The 17,158-nt window shown below is 67.7% G+C and carries 16 protein-coding genes; 10 read left to right on the forward strand and 6 right to left on the reverse strand.

Annotated features, from left to right (window positions below; genetic code table 11):
* Nucleotides 1-118 precede the first annotated feature (118 nt).
* The 5 genes from ASD43_RS07635 (at nucleotide 119) to ASD43_RS07655 (ending at nucleotide 3,812) form a co-directional block, all read left to right on the forward strand.
* On the forward strand, nucleotides 119-766 hold the full coding sequence (locus ASD43_RS07635; RefSeq protein ID WP_056415632.1) for a TetR/AcrR family transcriptional regulator: 648 nt from the start codon (nucleotides 119-121) through the stop codon (nucleotides 764-766).
* Nucleotides 767-952: 186 nt separating this feature from the next.
* On the forward strand, nucleotides 953-1,522 hold the full coding sequence (locus ASD43_RS07640; RefSeq protein WP_056415635.1) for a hypothetical protein: 570 nt from the start codon (nucleotides 953-955) through the stop codon (nucleotides 1,520-1,522).
* Nucleotides 1,523-1,594: 72 nt separating this feature from the next.
* Nucleotides 1,595-2,851 carry a flavin-dependent oxidoreductase gene (locus ASD43_RS07645; RefSeq protein WP_056415638.1) on the forward strand — a complete coding sequence of 419 codons (1,257 nt, stop codon included), beginning with the start codon at nucleotides 1,595-1,597 and terminating at the stop codon, nucleotides 2,849-2,851.
* A complete protein-coding gene (locus ASD43_RS07650; RefSeq protein WP_056415639.1) occupies nucleotides 2,848-3,342 on the forward strand; it encodes a MarR family winged helix-turn-helix transcriptional regulator in 495 nt (164 codons plus the stop codon). The genes ASD43_RS07645 and ASD43_RS07650 overlap by 4 nt, the downstream gene beginning before the upstream one ends.
* Nucleotides 3,339-3,812 (forward strand): DUF3237 domain-containing protein, encoded by a 474-nt coding sequence (locus ASD43_RS07655; RefSeq protein ID WP_056415641.1) that lies wholly within the window; start codon nucleotides 3,339-3,341, stop codon nucleotides 3,810-3,812. The genes ASD43_RS07650 and ASD43_RS07655 overlap by 4 nt, the downstream gene beginning before the upstream one ends.
* A gap of 25 nt (nucleotides 3,813-3,837) precedes the next feature.
* Here the strand turns inward: ASD43_RS07655 and ASD43_RS07660 are convergent, their stop codons facing one another.
* Entirely contained in the window at nucleotides 3,838-4,857 is a 1,020-nt protein-coding gene (locus tag ASD43_RS07660; RefSeq protein WP_056415642.1) for a LacI family DNA-binding transcriptional regulator, read from the reverse strand.
* Nucleotides 4,858-5,004: 147 nt separating this feature from the next.
* Between ASD43_RS07660 and ASD43_RS07665 the strand changes: the two genes are divergently transcribed.
* Nucleotides 5,005-6,477, forward strand: a complete 1,473-nt coding sequence (locus tag ASD43_RS07665; RefSeq protein WP_056415643.1) for an APC family permease — start codon at nucleotides 5,005-5,007, stop codon at nucleotides 6,475-6,477.
* Nucleotides 6,474-8,132: an amidohydrolase gene (locus tag ASD43_RS07670; protein ID WP_056415645.1), complete on the forward strand. Its 1,659-nt coding sequence runs from the start codon at nucleotides 6,474-6,476 to the stop codon at nucleotides 8,130-8,132. Before ASD43_RS07665 ends, ASD43_RS07670 begins: the two co-directional genes overlap by 4 nt.
* On the opposite strand, the gene ASD43_RS07675 is transcribed toward ASD43_RS07670, so the two are convergent.
* The 5 genes from ASD43_RS07675 to ASD43_RS07695 are packed head-to-tail and all read right to left on the reverse strand — an operon-like array spanning nucleotide 8,092 to nucleotide 13,079.
* Nucleotides 8,092-8,319: a hypothetical protein gene (locus tag ASD43_RS07675; RefSeq protein ID WP_056415647.1), complete on the reverse strand. Its 228-nt coding sequence runs from the start codon at nucleotides 8,317-8,319 to the stop codon at nucleotides 8,092-8,094. The genes ASD43_RS07670 and ASD43_RS07675 overlap by 41 nt on opposite strands.
* A gap of 50 nt (nucleotides 8,320-8,369) precedes the next feature.
* Nucleotides 8,370-9,881, reverse strand: a complete 1,512-nt coding sequence (locus tag ASD43_RS07680) for a glycoside hydrolase family 32 protein (RefSeq protein ID WP_268776158.1) — start codon at nucleotides 9,879-9,881, stop codon at nucleotides 8,370-8,372.
* 36 nt (nucleotides 9,882-9,917) lie between these two features.
* Complete coding sequence (locus tag ASD43_RS07685) at nucleotides 9,918-10,751, reverse strand: carbohydrate ABC transporter permease (RefSeq protein WP_056415652.1); 834 nt, start codon at nucleotides 10,749-10,751, stop codon at nucleotides 9,918-9,920.
* Between the two features lie 7 nt (nucleotides 10,752-10,758).
* Complete coding sequence (locus ASD43_RS07690) at nucleotides 10,759-11,697, reverse strand: carbohydrate ABC transporter permease (protein ID WP_374611378.1); 939 nt, start codon at nucleotides 11,695-11,697, stop codon at nucleotides 10,759-10,761.
* The gene (locus ASD43_RS07695) at nucleotides 11,697-13,079 is read right to left on the reverse strand and encodes an ABC transporter substrate-binding protein (protein WP_056415654.1); all 1,383 of its coding nucleotides are present in this window, start codon (nucleotides 13,077-13,079) and stop codon (nucleotides 11,697-11,699) included. Before ASD43_RS07695 ends, ASD43_RS07690 begins: the two co-directional genes overlap by 1 nt.
* 194 nt (nucleotides 13,080-13,273) lie before the next feature.
* On the opposite strand from ASD43_RS07695, the gene ASD43_RS07700 reads away from it, so the two are divergent.
* From ASD43_RS07700 to ASD43_RS07710, 3 genes are all read left to right on the forward strand, one after another.
* On the forward strand, nucleotides 13,274-14,299 hold the full coding sequence (locus ASD43_RS07700) for a LacI family DNA-binding transcriptional regulator (RefSeq protein ID WP_056419326.1): 1,026 nt from the start codon (nucleotides 13,274-13,276) through the stop codon (nucleotides 14,297-14,299).
* 97 nt (nucleotides 14,300-14,396) lie between these two features.
* On the forward strand, nucleotides 14,397-15,401 hold the full coding sequence (locus tag ASD43_RS07705; RefSeq protein ID WP_082539313.1) for a LacI family DNA-binding transcriptional regulator: 1,005 nt from the start codon (nucleotides 14,397-14,399) through the stop codon (nucleotides 15,399-15,401).
* 84 nt (nucleotides 15,402-15,485) lie between these two features.
* On the forward strand, nucleotides 15,486-17,153 hold the full coding sequence (locus ASD43_RS07710) for an ABC transporter substrate-binding protein (protein WP_082539314.1): 1,668 nt from the start codon (nucleotides 15,486-15,488) through the stop codon (nucleotides 17,151-17,153).
* Nucleotides 17,154-17,158: the final 5 nt, after the last annotated feature.

Genomic DNA, 17,158 nt, shown 5'->3' on the forward strand with positions numbered 1-17,158 from the left:
CACGTGTCCCTTTCATTTCAGCAGACGACCGTCTGCTGACATGAATTTATCAGCGATCACGGCTCCCGCAAACTCGAACCTGCGGAAGCTGACCCGATCCAGCGGGTAGCGTGCATAGGTGGGTTCCCGATCTGATCAGAAGGCGGCGACGAGGGAGAGCATCCTTCTCGCCGCTGCTCAGCAGTTCGCCGAGCATGGGTACTCGGCGACATCGATCTCGGGCATCGCCGCCCGGATGGGCAAGCCGAAGTCCGCTCTGAGCTACAGCCAGTTCCGTTCCAAGCTGGACATCGCCAACGCGATCGTCGAGCGTCAGCTCGAGGTGTGGAAGCTTCTCATCGAGCGCGTCGAGCATGCGGAGCCGGGCCTGCCGCGTCTTCTCACCCTCCTCATCAGCGCCGCGGCCGACGCGCGGACGAGCCCGTTCGGCCCCGCGGCCATCCGCCTCGTCCTCGAAAGTCACGAGCATCACCTCTTCGAGCTGCCCTACACCGGACAGAGCTGGTTCGAGTACGCGTACGCGCAGGTCGGTGAAGCCGTCGCTCTCGGGCAGCTTCCTCCCGCGACGGATCCGAGCGAGGTCGGCTACCTGATCCTGAGCGCGAGCTTCGGGGTCTACGAAGCGAGCAAGAACGGATTCCGCCTCGTCGATCCGGACCGCGCCCTCCGGATGCTCTGGATCGGATTGCTCAGAGAGGCCGGCGTCGCCGACCCGGCTGCCATCGTCGACGAGCTGCACGCGGTCGCGCTCGACGTCGAGTACTGACAGGCGGTCGCTCGGTGGCCCGGTCGCTCGGTCGCTCGGTCGCTCGCTCGTCAGCCTCGGGCGCGTGTGGCTCTCGGGATGAGCGGGGCGCGCGTTCTAGTGTTGACCCGTTCTCCTCCGGACGAGCACCCGTCGGGCTCCGGACCGATCGGATGCCGTGAACACCTCCCACGATTCGAGGATTCGATGACCACGCAGCCGCCTCCGCCGCCACAGCCGCCGCAGTATCCGTCGCCTCCGCCGGCTCCGTATGCGGTGTTCTCGGGCATGCTCGGCGACAACGCCTCCGGCAGCTGGCTCTTCGCTCGCGCGGAGGTCAGCAACGGTCTCATCACCCTCTGGGTCGAGCTGCCGAGCGGCTGGACCCAGTACTTCAGCGTCAGGGCCGACGAGGTCACGGTGAAGTCGGCTGCGCAGCGCATCACGCTGGTCGTCCGCGGACAGAGCTATCCGCTGCTCGCCGACGCCCGCGCCGTGGGCAGAGCCATCGGGCTCGGCGTCGTCGGCGGCGTCGCCGACGTCGTCGGCAAGCCGGGTCTCGAGATCGGAGCCGACCTCGGTCGCGGCGCCAACGTCGCCGGTGCTGCGCGCGCCTTCCAGCAGGGGGGAGGGCCCGAATTCCTCGCTGCGGCGCGGCAGTCGGGTGCGCGAACCTCGAGACTCGGCTACGGCCCCTTGCTCGCGATCGGCTGCGGGGGAGGGCTGCTCGTCGTCGTCGTGGTCACCGTGATCACGGTCCTCGTCATCAATATCTGACCCTTGCGCTCATCTAGTTTTGTTGCAAAACTACGTGGGCGGCTCACGGTGAGTCGCAGCCAGGAGCGATCAATGAAGATCATCATCATCGGGGCGGGCATCGGCGGACTCGCCACCGCGGTCAGTCTGCATGAGGCCGGACTGCGTGACGTCATCGTCTACGAGCGCAGCGCCGCGATCCGCGGCCTCGGAGTGGGCATCAACCTGCTGCCCCACGCGCTGCGCGAACTCACCGAGCTCGGCATCGCCGACACGATCGCCGAGCTGGGTGTCGAGCCGCGGACCCTCGCCTATTACAACCGTGTCGGGCAGCCGATCTGGAGCGAGCCGCGCGGCCTCGCGGCGGGCTACCGCTGGCCGCAGCTGTCGGTGCATCGAGGTCGGCTCCAGCTCGCGTTGCGCGACCTCGCAGAGGCCCGTCTCGCCGAGCCCATCCGCCTCGATCACCGTCTCATCGACATCGTTCGCAACGACGACGGCACCGAGACCGCGCGCTTCGCCACCGGCGGCGGCACGGTCGAGGACACGGCAGACGTGATCATCGGCGCCGACGGCATCCACTCCGCCCTGCGCGCGCTGCGATACCCCGCCGAGGGGGCGCCGCCGTGGAGCGGCCTCACCCTGTGGCGCGGAGTGACCCGGATCCCGGCGTTCCTCGACGGACGCACCATGATCATGGCGGGCGACGGCGAGCAGAAATTCGTCGCCTACCCGCTCGGCCCCGTCGAACCCGACGGACGGATGCCGGTGAACTTCATCGCCGAACGCCGTGCCTCGGGCTCGGGTGATGCGGACTGGAACCGCGCCGTCGACCCCGCGCCGATCGCCGAGCTGTTCCGGGACTGGCGCTTCGACTGGCTCGATGTGCCCGCTGCCATCGCCACCGCGGACGAGATCCTCGAGTACCCCATGGTCGATCGCGACGCCCTGCCGCAGTGGACGTTCGGTCGCACCACTCTGCTCGGCGATGCGGCCCACGCGATGTATCCGAACGGGTCGAACGGCGGCTCGCAGGCGATCCTCGATGCCCGCACCCTCGCCTTCCACCTGGCCACGGCCGAAGGCATCGATGAGGCGCTCGCGGCGTACGAGCAGGCGCGGCGTCCGGCGATGACCGCGCTGCTCGCCGGCACGCGTGCCACCGGACCCGAGCGGGTGATGCAGCTCGCCCGCGAGCGGGCCCCGCACGGCTTCGTCGACATCGACGACGTGATCCCGTACGCCGAACGCGAGCAGATCGCCGCCGACTACAAGACCTCAGCGGGATTCCTTCCCGAGATCCTCAACGAGCGCCCCTCACTCACGCCGGCCTCGGCGGTGACGCCATGAGCGATCTCGACGCGGGCAGGCTCGCCGCCGTCATCTCCCCGCTGCGTCGCGCTCTGCTCGCCGCGACGCGCGCAGAAGCGCGCTTGCCTGAGATGTCGGATGCGCAGATCGACGTGATCCGCGCGCTCCCGCGGGGCACGTCTCGGGGACCTGCCGAGATCGCCGACCGGCTGCGTCTGAGTCGTTCGACCGTGAGCAACCTGCTCGGCGCGATGGAGGGTGACGGACTCGTCGAGCGGACCCCGGCTCCGGCCGACGGCCGGCGCGTCGTGGTGCGCGCCTCGGCGGCGGCGCTCGATCTCTTCGACCGGTTCGACGCCGCGAACTCCGCGCTCGTCGCTCAGGCGACAGCGCGTCTCGACCCCGGCGAGCGGGCGGCACTCGATGCGGCTCTCCCCGTTCTCGAAAGGCTCTGCGCCGTGCTCGCCGGCACGGAGTCGCCGCCCGCCACGCCAGATACGGCTGCCCCAGCTGAGGAGTCGAACCGATGACATCGCACGACGCGCTTCCTGTTCCCGGCCTCGAGTTCGCCTTCGACGTCACCGTCGAGCTCGGTGCGCTCGAAGACCACCTCGCCACCAGCGTCGGTCATCGCCGCGTGGTGCCGATCCTCGGCGGGAGCGTCACCGGTGCGGTCGAGGCCGAGATACTGCCGGGGGGTGCCGACTGGCAGATCGTGCGTCCGGACGGCACGATCGAGATCGACGGTCGCTACACCGCTCGCACCGCAGGCGGCGATCTGCTCCTGCTCCACGCGAAAGGACTGCGCACCGGCACTCCTACGATCCTCGAACGGCTGGGCAGAGGTGAAGAGGTCGATCCCGGCTCGTACTACTTCCGCACCACGGTGCAGATCGAGACGGCGGCGCCGGGGCTCGCGCACCTGCAGAGGGCTCTGTTCCTCTCGGCCGCGCAGCGGCAGGCGAACGCCGTGCGCTACCGCGCCTATCGGGTGAGCTAGCGGCGGGCTCGGGCGTCGGCAGATCTCAGGATCGTGCGTGTCCGACGGGGCGGGTCGATGCGCGCTCGCGATAGATCAGGTCGAACCACTCGGTGCCGTGCACGGAGTCATCGGCCTTCTCGATCAGCGAGATGAGCATCGCGCCTGCACGCATCCCGGCATCCTGAGCGCGCAGATCGAGAGATGAGATCGGCGGCTGCACGATCTGCAGTGCGGGACTGTCGTTGTACGCGACGAGCTGGACATCGTCGGGGACGGAGTGGCCGAGTTCGCGGAGCGTCGAGAGGATGCCGACTCCGAGACCCTCGGGGAGGCACACGATCGCGTCGACATCGGGGTGAGCGTCGTGCAGGCTCCGGATCATCGTGTGCAGTTCCTCAGCCGAAGGGACGCCGTGGAGGTCGATGAACCTGACGGTGATGCCGGTGGCGTCCGCCCAGTCCGCGGCCGCGTCGGCGGCGAGCCGCGCCCACATCTGATCGATCATGGGCCGCACCACGGCGATCGACGTCGCTCCGCTCGCACGCAGCCGATCGAGCAGCCGATCCATCGCGGTGCGATGATCGCCCGCCAGCGCCACGGTGGGTTCGGGCATCCCCGGAGGCACCAGCTCGGAGGTCACGACCGGACGCCCGGATTCGAGGATCGCACGGGCGAGCTCGTCGTCGCCGATCACATCGGTCATCACGAATCCGTCGACGTGGAGGGTTCGAGCCTTGGACGCGGGGAACTCGGCGGGAATGAGAGACACCGTCAGCTCTCGATCCTCTGTGCTCTGCACGACGCCGACGGCGAAGTTCATGTAGTACTCCATGAAGTTCATGCCGCGAGGCAACCAGAGTCCGATCGAGCCCGCCCGTGCCTGGCGGAGGTTGCGCGCTCCACTGTTCGTCGAGTAGCTGAGGGTCTGCGCCGCCTCGAGCACCCGACGTCTCGTCTCGGCGGAGACGCGACCGGTGCCGGCGAGCGCGCGGGATGCCGTGCCTCGCGAGATTCCGCACATATCGGCGACGTCCTGCAGCGTCGCGGCTCGTGTCGATGACATCGTGACCTCCCTGTCGATCCTATGTCGCCGCTGGGTATCAATATTGCCCAATCGATTGCGCAATCGATGTTCCGTGCGCCACACTGTCGTCCAACGACCCGCAGGCGTGTTGAGCAGGTCGGCCACCCGACGGAAGGAAAGCACGCCATGACCCAGCAGACGTCTCTTCGAAACGAGGAGCACACCGGCCAGCTGAAGAAAGCAGCCCTCAGTGCGTGGGGGGTCGTCTTCCTCGTCATATCGGCTGCGGCCCCGTTGAGCGTTCTCGCGGGGATCGGACCCCTGGCTGTCCTGATCGGCGGCGTCTCGGCTCCGATCGTCTACGCCGTCGCGGGCATCGTCCTCGCCGTGTTCGCCGTCGGGTTCCTCTTCATGGCGCGCAACCTCACCGCGATGGGCGGCTTCTACACCTACATCGCGGTCGGCCTCGGCCGCGTGGTCGGACTCGCGGCCGGCTTCCTGGCCTGGATCTCCTACAACCTTCTGCAGATCGGCCTCTGGGGCCTGTTCGGGGTCATGGCGCAGGGCATGTTCGCCACCGTCTTCGGCATCGACGTGCCGTGGTGGCTCCTCGCGGTGATCGGCGCGGTGCTCGTCTTCGCGCTGGCCGTCGCCGGTGTCGATGTGGGGGCGAAGGTGCTGGGAGTGCTCCTGGTCCTCGAGACCATCCTGCTCGTGGTGCTCGCCTCGTCGATCCTCACCCAGCGCGCCGGGCAGCTCGAGTTCGGGACGTTCGCGCCCGAGAACATCTTCACGCCGAGCATGTTCGCCATCCTCGGATTCGGATTCGCCGCGTTCATGGGGTTCGAGTCGACCGTCCTGTACCGCAGTGAGACCCGCGACCCCGATCGTTCGATCCCGCGCGCGACGTACATCGCGGTGGCATTCCTGGCGGTGTTCTACACGGTCACCCTGTGGCTCGTGATCCAGGCCTTCGGTGACGGCGAGGTGCAAGGGGTGATCGCTCAGGACCCCGCGGCCTTCTTCTTCACCGCCATGGGAGCGTATGTGGGGGACTGGGGCGTATCGGTGATGTTCGTGCTCATCGTGACGAGCATCTTCGCCGGCCAGCTCGCCTTCCACAACGCGATCAACCGCTACAGCTTCGCGTTGGCGCGCGACGGGATCCTCCCGGCGGCCTTCACCAGGACCAACCGCATGGGGGCGCCGTGGATCGCCGGCGTGATCCAGAGCGTCGTGGCCGTCATCGTCGTCATCGCGTTCGGCACCGCCGGCCTCGACCCGCTCACGCAGCTCGTCATCCTCGTGAACTCGCCCGGCGTCTACGGCATCATCACGCTGCAGCTTCTCGCCTCGATCGCCGTGCTGATCTTCATCATTCGCAACAGGCACCTGGCGCGCCGGTGGTACGTGCTGCCGGCTGCCATCGTCTCGCTGGTCGCGATGGCCGTGCTGCTCGTCGTCCTGGTGATCACCATCGACTACCTGACGTCGGCGGGTCCCGCGATCAACGCGATCATCCTCGCCGTCGTCCCCGTTGTGCTGCTGCTCGGCGCCGCCTACGCACTCGTACTCCGCGCCCGCCGACCCGAGGTGTTCGCGCGGATCGGCGGTGCCGATCCGGAGACGGCCCGCGTCGAGAACGGAGAAGCCCGATGACGCGCGACGGCATCGCGGACCTGGTGGTCTTCGCGGGCACGGTGGTCACGATGGACTCCGACCCGGCAACCTCCGACGGGGCCGAGGGAGTGGCCATCGTCGCAGGAGAGGTGGTGGCGATCGGGAACAGGACCGCGCTGCAGGCCCGCATCGACGAGACGACCCGGGTGGTCGACCTTCCCGGTGCGGTGATCCTCCCGGGTTTCGTAGACAGCCACATCCATCCGGTGTTCGGCATCGAGCTCACCCGTGGTGCGGATCTCAGCCGATGCCGCACACTAGCCGACGTGGAGTCGGCGCTCCGAGCCGAGGTCGCCGGACTGTCCCCCGAGGACTGGCTGCTCGGCTGGGGGCTCGACCCGAACGTGTTCGGCGAAGAGGCCGTCTCCCACGCGGTCCTGAATTCCGTGGCGGGCGAGCGGCCCGCCCGCATCCGCTTCTTCGACGCCCATGCCGCGCTCGCGTCCGATGCGGCACTCGCGCTCGGCGGCGTCACCGGTCGCGAGGAGTTCACCGACGGCTCCCGCGTCGTGACCGACGAGCAGGGCCGCCCCACGGGCTACCTCCTGGAGCTTCAGGCCATCGACCTCGTGGAGAGAGTGCTCCCCCCGCTGAGCTTCGAGCACCGCGTCGACGCCCTCTACGAGGTGCTCCTGAACATGGCCAGGGGTGGATTCACCTCCGGACAGGTGCAGGACCTCGCGCCCGATGCGATCCCGCTGCTGACGGCGATCGAAGAGACGCGCGACCTTCCGATCCGGTTGCGCATGTCGCCCTGGTACGTACCGGGGACCCCGATCGAAGAGGTGGTCCGGCTGGCCGCACTGCAGGGCGCTCACGGTCGGCACTGGGTGGTCGAGGGGGTCAAGCTCATGATCGACGGCACCATCGACAATGGCACGGCCTGGCTGCATGAACCGGACTGTCTCGGAGAGTCCACCACCTCGCTGTGGCTCGACCCCGACCAGTACCGCAACGCCCTCACCGAGCTCGACCGGCGTGGCATCCCCACCACGACGCACGCGATCGGTGACGCCGGGATCGACTTCGTGGTGCGCGCGATCGACGGTCTGACGGAGCACGCGGCGACGCACCGTATCGAGCACATCGAAACGATGACGGATGCCGCACTCGCCGTCTTCATGTCGTCGAAGGCGACCGCGAGCATGCAGCCGACCCACTGCACGCTCTTCACCCGAGCGGATGAGAGCGACAACTGGTCGCGACGTCTGGGCCATGCCCGCGCGGGCCGCGGATTCCGTACCCGCGATCTCGTCAGCGCCGGGATTCCGCTCGCGCTCGGCTCTGACTGGCCCGTCGCGCCGAGCGACGCCGTGGGCATCCTCGCGGATGCACAACTGCGGCGCCCGCACGACGACCCGACCGCGCAGCCGATCGGCCCGGACCAGGCGCTCGATGCGATGGATGCGCTGCGTGGGTTGACCGTGGAGCCCTATCGCACGATCGGTCGCACCGGCGGTGTTCTGCGGGCGGGCGCCGTCGCCGACATCACGGTGCTCGACCGCGATCCTCGGACGGCTGATCCCGAGAGCCTGGGCGAGGCCGCGGTGCTGTTGACGATCGTCGACGGTCGTGTCGTGGTCGACGCGGGCGTCAGCGGAGTTCGCGGGTCGAGTAGAGGCGGACGGCGGTGATCGTGCCGATGACGATGCCGAGCACGCCGACGGCGACGCATGCGCCGAGCCTGAGGGCGGGCGGTACCGCACCGATGGCGTCGCCGTCGCCGTCGATGGCGCCGGTCGCCTGGGCGAGCCAGGCGGCGATGAACATGGCGACGACGCCGTAGATCAGGATCGAGAGGGTGCGGGCGACGACGACCACCCGTCGGGAGATCGGCGGGATGCGCGAGCCGTCGGCGGTTCGCGTGTGGGTCAGCCTCGGATGTCCACCACGGCGGCTCGCGCCCCGCTCAGCGCTCCGCCGACGGCATTGACGGAGTAGGTGCGGTGCGATGCGGCGGGGATCAGTGCGGTGAGCACCCTCTCGCCGTCCTGCGCGAACAGTTCGACAGAGGAGACCCGCTCGTTGAGCGCATCGATCCACACATCCCATCCGATCGCGGCGGGCTGATCGAGGAGCATCGACGGGGTCCTGGCGAAACCCGGGGGCATCCCCGCGCCGGGGCGATCGAGCTCGAGGCGTCCGCTCGCACGGTCCTGACGGATCACGACCATCTCATCGCGTGACGACGACTCGATGCGCAGCTCGACGCTCTGCGCATCGCCGAACGCCGCGGCGAAGCGGATCCGCGCGGCCCCGGTCAGTCCGTCGGCGAGCACGACGCCGCCGGTCAGGCGGCCCAGCTCGACGTTCTCGGCGGGGTCGACCTCGACCGCCGGCTCCTGCCGCAGCCGCTCGATCCCGTTCTGGTCGCGGGTGAGCGAGAGCCGACGGGGAAGCGTCATCGCGCTGCGATTCTCGTCGGCGTCCTCGGCGGGGATGCGACCGGCGTACTCCCAGTTGTCCATCCAGGCGATGAGGGTGCGGTCGTGTCGACCGAGACCGTCGAACGTGACGCCGGCATAGCAGTCCGGCCCGAAGTCGATCCATCCGATCGCTTCGAGCTCCTCGCGAGACTGACTCCGGTCCGTCAGCATCTCGGGCTCGGGAGCCGGGTGGGGCGCGCTGGGGTGGAACACCGTGCCGTCGAAGTCGCCGACGACGTAGTGCGTGCCGGAGCCCCCGGCGATGCCTCCGGGGTTCAGGCTGATCAGCAGCACCCAGCGCACGTCGTCCTCATCGCCGTCCACGGCGAGCGGGAACATGTCCGGGCATTCCCAGACGCCGCCGACCGGTCCGGCCGGACCGTACGACGAGAGGAAGGTCCAGGTCTTGAGGTCGTCGGACCGATGGAACAGCACCTGGCGGTCCTGCGCCTCGACCGCGACCATCACCCAGTATCCGTCCCCGCCGTCGTCGTAGCGGAACACCTTCGGGTCGCGGAAGTCGCTCGTGCCGCGGTCGAGCACGGGGTTGCCCCGGTACTTCGTCCAGGCATACCCGCCGTCGGTGCTGTATGCGAGCGCTTGTGCCTGATGCCCCGGTGCCGCAGCCGTGTACAGAGCCACCAGCGGCGGTCGCTCAGCCGTGCCGAATCCTGAGGTGTTGCCGTGGTCGACCACGACGGAGCCTGAGAAGATCTGCGCCTCGTCGTCCCAGAGGATCGCCGGATCGTGCTCTGTCCACCGCGCGAGGTCGGTGCTCGTCGCATGGCCCCAGCTGAGGTTCGCGTGCGCGACGCCCTGCGGGTTGCACTGGAAGTACAGGTGGTAGCGGCCGTCGTGGAAGACGAGACCGTTGGGATCGTTCATCCAGTTGCTGCGCGGAGAGAAGTGCGCTCGCGGGCTCGTGGTGCGGACCGGGGGAAGGTCAGTGGGGGTCACCGGGGAGGTCGTCTTTCTACTTGATGGGGGCGTCGGTCACTTGCCGACGCCCGCCGTGAGTCCTTCGCGCAGCGGCTTCTGCCCGAAGAAGAACACCAGCAGCGCAGGGATCATCGAGAGGATCACTCCGGCGAGCACCGTCGAGATGCTGCCGGTGCCGAGATTGCCCTGCAGAGTCACGAGCCCGAGCGGCAACGTGAAGTTCTGATCACTGATGGTCATGATGAGCGGTCGGAAGAACTCGTTCCAGTGATAGTTGAAGGCGAGGATGCCGACGATCGCGAGGGCCGGCGTCGCCAGCGGCAGGTACACGCCGAAGAACGTGCGCCAGGGACCTGCGCCGTCGAGCTGCGCGGCCTCACCCAGCTCCGTCGGGATCCCCATGAAGTACTGCCGCATCAGGAACGTGCCGAACGCGGTGGGCAGGGCGGGCACGATGAGCGCCAGGAGGGTGTCGGCCAGCCCCATGCCCCGCACCAGCATGAACACGGGCACGATCGTGACCTGCAGCGGAACCATCATGGTCGCGAGGATCAGGGCGAAGAGGATCTTCTTACTGCGGAACTCGAACTTGGCGAAGACGTAGCCCGCCATCGCCGCAGAGAGCATCTGCCCGGCGGCGACGAGCATCACCACGAGAGCGCTGTTCCAGGCGTACAGCCAGAGCGGGATCTTGGTGAAGACGTCGGCGAACGCTCCGAAGCCCACCGTGACCTCTTGCGTGACGCTGTCTGTGGGCGACAGTGCCGTGACGAGCGTCCAGACGACGGGCCCGAGAGTGAGGAAGGCCGCCACCCCGAGGATGACGAACTTGCCGCCGGTGCCGAGGCTGTGGACCCATGAGCGCTTCGTGATGATTGTCGTGGTCATGATGGCCTCACCCGTAGAAGACGAATCGGCGGCTCAGCCGGAACTGGATGGCCGTGACGAGCATGATGAGAAGTGTCAGCACGATTCCGATCGCGGAGGCGCCTCCGAAGTCGAGCTCCCGGAAGGCGGACTCGTAGATCACCATGACTGCGGTTCGGGTCTCATCACCGGGCCCGCCTCGCGTGAGCACCCACGGCTGATCGAAGATCTGCAGCGCGTTGATGATGGCCATGACCGATGCGACCAGCAGGGTCGGGCTCACCAGGGGCAGCGTGATCATGCGGAACTGCGTCCATCCGGCGGCGCCGTCGAGGGAGGATGCCTCGTAGACCTCGCTCGGGATCGCGGCGAGGCCCCCGATGAAGAGCAGGAACGTGAAGCCGAAGTTCTGCCACACGTAGACGAGCAGCACCACGACCTTCGCTCCGAACCCGGTCGTCAACCACCCGACGTCGGCGATGCCGATCAGGTTGAGCGTCTGATTCACGAGCCCGAACTCCTGGTTGAACAGGTACGCCATGATCAGGGAGACGGATGCCGCCGACAGGATCAGCGGGAAGAACAGGGACGACCGGAAGAAGGTGCGCAACCATGTCGGCATCTTCGACTGCACGAGGATGGCGAGCACCAGCGCGACCGTGAGCTGCAGGATGACCGCCACGATCACGAAGCCGATGGTGTTCAGAAAAGACACACGCACCGTCGGGTTCATCGCCAGATCGACGAAGTTGTCGACGCCGACGAACACCGGATCGGAGATGATGTCCCACCGGAAGAAGGCAAGGACGAACGATCCGATGATCGGGACGAGGTTGAACAGCCCGAGGCCGATCACGGTGGGGGCCAGGAAGACCCAGATGATGGACCGCCCCGAGCGGGCGACGGTGCCGGTCTCGCCGCGCGCTCCCGGCGGCACGGTCAGGGTTCGCGTGCTGCTCTCCGACATCATCGTCCTCCCAGCGCGATCTCGAGATCTCGCTGCATCGTCTCCAGGCCGCGGCGGACGCCGGAAGGGCCGTTCGTGATCGTCGACACCACGTTCTTCAGCAACGCCGACTCGACCGCGGCCTGCTGGGGAGGCGCCGGCATCGGGCCGGTGTCGGGGAATCTGTCGAGGGTGTCGTAGAAGACCTCCCAGTGGGCGGGGCCCACTCCGGCGCCGTACAGTTCGGCGTTGAGCGAGCGACGAGGAAGCGACGAGTCGGGCTTCGGATGGGCGATCGTCATGCCCTCGACCGACACACAGTACTTGAGCCACTCCCAGGCCTCGTCCTTGCGCGGAGAGGTCTCCATGATCGCGTAGCCGCCGGCGCCGAACTGATGGCGCTGCCCCGCCATCCGGGGGAAGTACGTCACGTCGTAGGCGTCGTTCGCGACGCCCGCCTCTTCGAGGCCGCTCACCCAGAATCCGCCCGCGGGGGTCATGCCGACCGCGCCGGTGGAGAACAGGGAGACCAGCTCGTTCCCGCCGCCCTGTGCGGGGTTCGCCGCAAGACCCTCCGAGACCATGCTCTGCAGCACGGAGAAGCTCTCCTCGACGCTCTCGTTCAGCGCATCCGCCTGCTGCCACACGTATCCTCCGCTGCGGGCCGGCTGGTCGGGATAGAAGCGGTTCCAGAACCAGTCGCCTCCACCGGCCTTCTCCTCGCGGAGGAAGCTGGTGTTGTTGACGTAGAGCCACGGCACGACGCCGCCCCAGAGTCGGTTGTTCCAGAAGTACGGCAGGAACTGCCCCGGCGCGCTCTTCTTCATCGCCCGGGCGGTCGCGAAGAACTCATCCAGTGTCCAGTTGTCCGCGGGGCGCTCGAGGCCTGCGCGCTCCATCGCCTGGGTGCTGTAGAAGACGTTCGCCGCATTGAAGTTGTCGGGCATCTGGAACAGGCTGCCCTGGTACATGAACGCCTCGATGAGCGCCGGGTTCACGTCGTCGAAGTACTCCTGCATCTGCGACGCGTCGCGGCGCACGAAGTCGTCGAGCGGATGCGCGAGACGCGAGGCGAAGAGCTGCGCGCCCTCCGTCGCCACCGTGACGACATCCGGAGGCGTGCCCGCCGCGATCATCGTGAGGATCTTCGCGAAGTACTCGCTCCAGTCCTGTCCCTGGATGGCGACGATGCGCACCTCGATCCCGGGGTGTGCGCGCTGGAAGCCGTCGACCAGCGCCTGGCGGGCCACGGCATCCTGCGCAGTGCCGAAGAGAGCGACCGTCAGGACGTCTTTTCCGCGCCCGGGGATGTCGGCTCCGGTGAGCCGAGGCCACGAGACCACGGTGCCGACGATGCCCAATCCGATGGCACCGAACAGAGCCCTGCGAGTGAGATCAACCACGATGTTCTCTCCTGTTTTCGTGACTCCGCAGGCGGGATGCAGTAGGCGAGCGAAGGTGCTGAATTGATTCAGCAGGCCGAGATTAGCATCGCGGATCGGGAGCTGCAAGCAATTTGCTAAATCAATTCAACGCACGTCGTTCCGGGTCGGGGCTGCACTGCCTAAGCTGGAGATGTCACGACAGGAGGATGCCGGTGCCGAACAACGTCGATCGCAGGCCGACTCTCGCCGATGTCGCCGCACTCTCCGGTATGTCGAAGACCGCGGTCAGCATGATCCTGAACGATCGACCGGGCTCGCGCCTCTCCGTCGACGCGGCGCGACGGGTTCGCGCCGCCGCCGAGGAGCTCGGGTACCGGCCCAATCCCGCAGCTCAGAGCCTGCGACTCGGCAAGACGAAGACGCTCGGTTTCATCTCCGATCAGATCACCGTGACCCGCTATGCCTCCGAGATGATCCGCGGACTGCTCTCTGCGGCCAAGGAGCACGGCTACACCATTCTCATCGCCGAGACCGAGGGCGATGACGCGACGATCTCCGACGAGATCCAGGCGATGATCGACCGCCGCGTCGACGGCATCCTGATCGGGCTCCTCGGCGCGCGCATGATCGAGGTTCCGCAGACGCCGCGCGACGTGCCGGTCGTGATCGTGAACGGCACGTCGACGACCGGGCACCCCTCGGTGCTGCCGGACGAGCGCACCGCCGGTCACGCGATGGCGCACCTGCTCACCGACGCCGGGCACCGCCGCATCGGTGTGATCGGCAACAATCCCCTCGCGGTCTCGTCGCCACGGCACTCGGTCACCATCGGGCCGCGGTTCGATGGCATCCACGCCGCCTTCGCCGAGGCGGGCGTTCAGTCGTTCGTCGTCGACGTTCCGGACTGGAACCCCGATGTCGGCTACACCCGCACCCTGCAGATGCTCGACGCGCATCCCGATCTCACAGCGATCCTGGCCGGCAACGACGGCGTGGCGTTCGGCGCGTACCAGGCGATCGCGGAGCGCGGGCTGAAGGTGCCGGACGACATCTCCGTCGCGTCGTTCGACGACGAAGAGCTGGCGAGCTTCCAACGACCGGGCCTGACGACCGCGCGGCTCCCCTATGACGTGATGGGGCGCACTGCCGTCGAGATGCTGCTCGGCGAGATCCCCCTGGGGGCGGTGCTGATCCCCATGCCGGTCATCACGCGATCGTCGATACGCCGCCTGGGTTGACGGAATTGCCGAGCTGCGGATGGAACGCTTGACACCCGTTCTGTCGCGCGTTAGCTTTGTGTCTCACACGTACTAACGCGCGACAGAACGGTCAACGATGACGAAGCGACCCGTCACCATGAGTGATGTAGCCAGAGATCTCGGTCTCTCCCGCTCGGCGGTGTCCTTCGCGTTCAACGACGAGAACCAGGTCTCCGCCGAGACTCGCGACCGTGTGCGGGAGCGGGCCGCCGAACTCGGGTACCGTCCGAACGCCGGCGCCAGGGCGCTCGCCGGACAGCGCACCGACCTGTTCGGGCTCGTGACCGACATCGTGTCGACGCCCTTCGGCGGCGATCTGATCGCCGGAGCGCAGGACTGGTTCTGGCGCCACGGCAAGTCGCTCATCATCGCGGGTGCCGCGCACATCGAGCGTCCGGACGCCCGGTCGATCGAGATGATGCTCGAGCACCGCGTCGGCGGCATCATCGTCGCCACCACGTGGAACCGGCCCATCGACCTGCCCGCCTCCCTCGACGGAGTGCCTGTCGTCCTCGTCCACTGCTTCGACCCGCTCGGACGCTATTCGACGGTTCTCCCCGACGAGGAGAACGGCGGCTACTCCGCGACGTCGATGCTGCTCGAGGCGCGGCGTCGCCGGGTGGCGTTCATCAATCTGCCGGGCGATCTCGTGGCCGCGGAAGGCCGCGAGGCCGGCTACCGCCGCGCCATGGCCGATGCGGGGATCGCCATCGACCCCGCGCTCATGGTCCGGTCCGGACCCGAAGCCGAAGACGGCTACCGGGTCGCGATCGAGCTGCTGCGCGATCGCGACATCGACGGACTGTTCTGCGCCAACGACCGTATCGCGATGGGCGCGTACGAGGCCGCGAGGGAGCTCGGTCTCCGCATCCCCGAAGACATCTCGATCGTCGGCTTCGACAACCAGGAGATCATCGCCGGATCCTTGCGTCCCGGCCTCTCCTCGGTCGCCCTGCCCTTCCGCGAGATGGGGGAGCGGGGCGCGGAGCTCCTCATGAACGCCGCCGACGGCGAGCCGCCGTCCCACGTGATGGTGGGCTGCCCGCCCATCGCGCGGAATTCGGTCTCGATTCCGACCTGACCCGATCTGACCCGCAGGGTTCCCGCACGATGCGGGCATCCGTCTCGACACCCGAACAGTCCTGTTCAAAGATGAAAGGAAATCATGACTGATTCTCGTTCGCGCCGTTTCTGGCGCGCGTTAGTTGGCGCCACCGCCGTGGTCGGCGCGGCCGCCATGGCACTGTCGGGCTGCGCTCCGGCCCAGTCCGGTGCGAAGTCCGACATGCTCCGCGTCGCCGCTATCGGCAACGCGTCGTTCGTGCAGAACTTCAACCCCTTCTCGCCGACCGCGGTCGCGATGTCGAAGAACGCCGTCTACGAGTCGATGATGGTGACGAACCTCCCCAAGGGCGAGATCGTGCCCTGGCTCGCCTCCGGGTACGAGTGGAGCGACGACGGACTCACGCTCACCTTCACGCTCAACGACGACCTCACCTGGTCCGACGGCGAGGAGCTGACGTCGGAGGACGTGGCGTACTCCTTCGACCTCGCCCGCGAGGTGCTCGGCGAGTCGACCTACGAGTACGTCGACTCGGTCGCGACCCCCGATGACACGACGGTCGCCTTCGCGTTCAACCGTCCCTACACGCCCGGCCTGTATGAGCTGGGTGTTCAGCTGATCGTTCCCGAGCACATCTGGAAGGACGTCGACGACCCGGCGAAGTTCCAGAACTCCGACCCCGTCGCCTCGGGCCCGTTCACCGAGGTCACCAACTTCTCGGCGCAGTCCTTCGACCTGCTCCGCAACCCGCACTACTGGCAGAAGGACAAGGCCGACTACACCGGCATCCGAGTCATCGCCTACGGCGGAAACGACGCCGCGAACATCGCCGCGATCAACGGCGACATCGACTTCGGCCTCGGCTTCATCCAGGACATCCAGAAGACCTACGTGGATGTCGATCCCGAGCACCGCGGCTACTGGTTCCCGGCCGTCGGCTCCACCATCGCCCTGACGCTCAACACCGCGCAGGGGCCCTACGACGACGTGAACCTCCGCAAGGCGATCAGCATGGGCATCGACCGCGAGGCCGTCGTCGCCAAGGGGATGAACGGCTACACGCACCCCTCCGACTGCACCGGCCTGAGCGACGCGTACGACACGTGGCGCGACGAGGCACTCGTCTCGCAGTGCGACTGGACCACCTACGACGTGGATGCCGCGAATGCGCTGCTCGACTCGTCGGGCTACGAGCGCGGGGCCGACGGCATGCGCGTCACTCCCGACGGAGCACCGCTGGAGTTCAGCATCGGCGTCGGGTCCGCCTCGACCGACTGGATCGCGGTCGCCCAGGTGATCTCCGACAACATGACCGAGCTCGGCATCAGCGCACCGCTGAAGGTGCAGGACTGGTCGCAGATCAACCAGGCGCTGTTCGGCGGTACGTTCCAGGGCAACATCGCCTGGAGCGGCGCGGGCGTCACGCCGTTCGAGTACTACCGCAGCGCGATGTCGTGCCGCACGGTGAAGCCCGTGGGCGAGGAGGCGACCCAGAACTTCCAGCGCTTCTGCAGTGAAGAGGCGGACCAGCTGCTCGATCAGTTCGCCGCGGCCACCAGCGACGAGGAGCAGGCGGCCGTCATGGACAAGCTGCAGGCCGTCTACTCGGAGTCCGCGCCCACCATCCCGCTGTTCCCCGGCCCGGAGTGGGGTGCCTACAACAGCACCAACTTCGTGGGCTGGCCGAGCGAGGACGACCCCTACGCGACGCTGTCGGCCAGCGTCTCGAGCACCGTGATGGTGCTGGCGAACATCCGCCCGCGCGAGTGAGGGCT

This window comes from Microbacterium sp. Root553, from assembly GCF_001426995.1.
Taxonomy (GTDB): domain Bacteria; phylum Actinomycetota; class Actinomycetes; order Actinomycetales; family Microbacteriaceae; genus Microbacterium.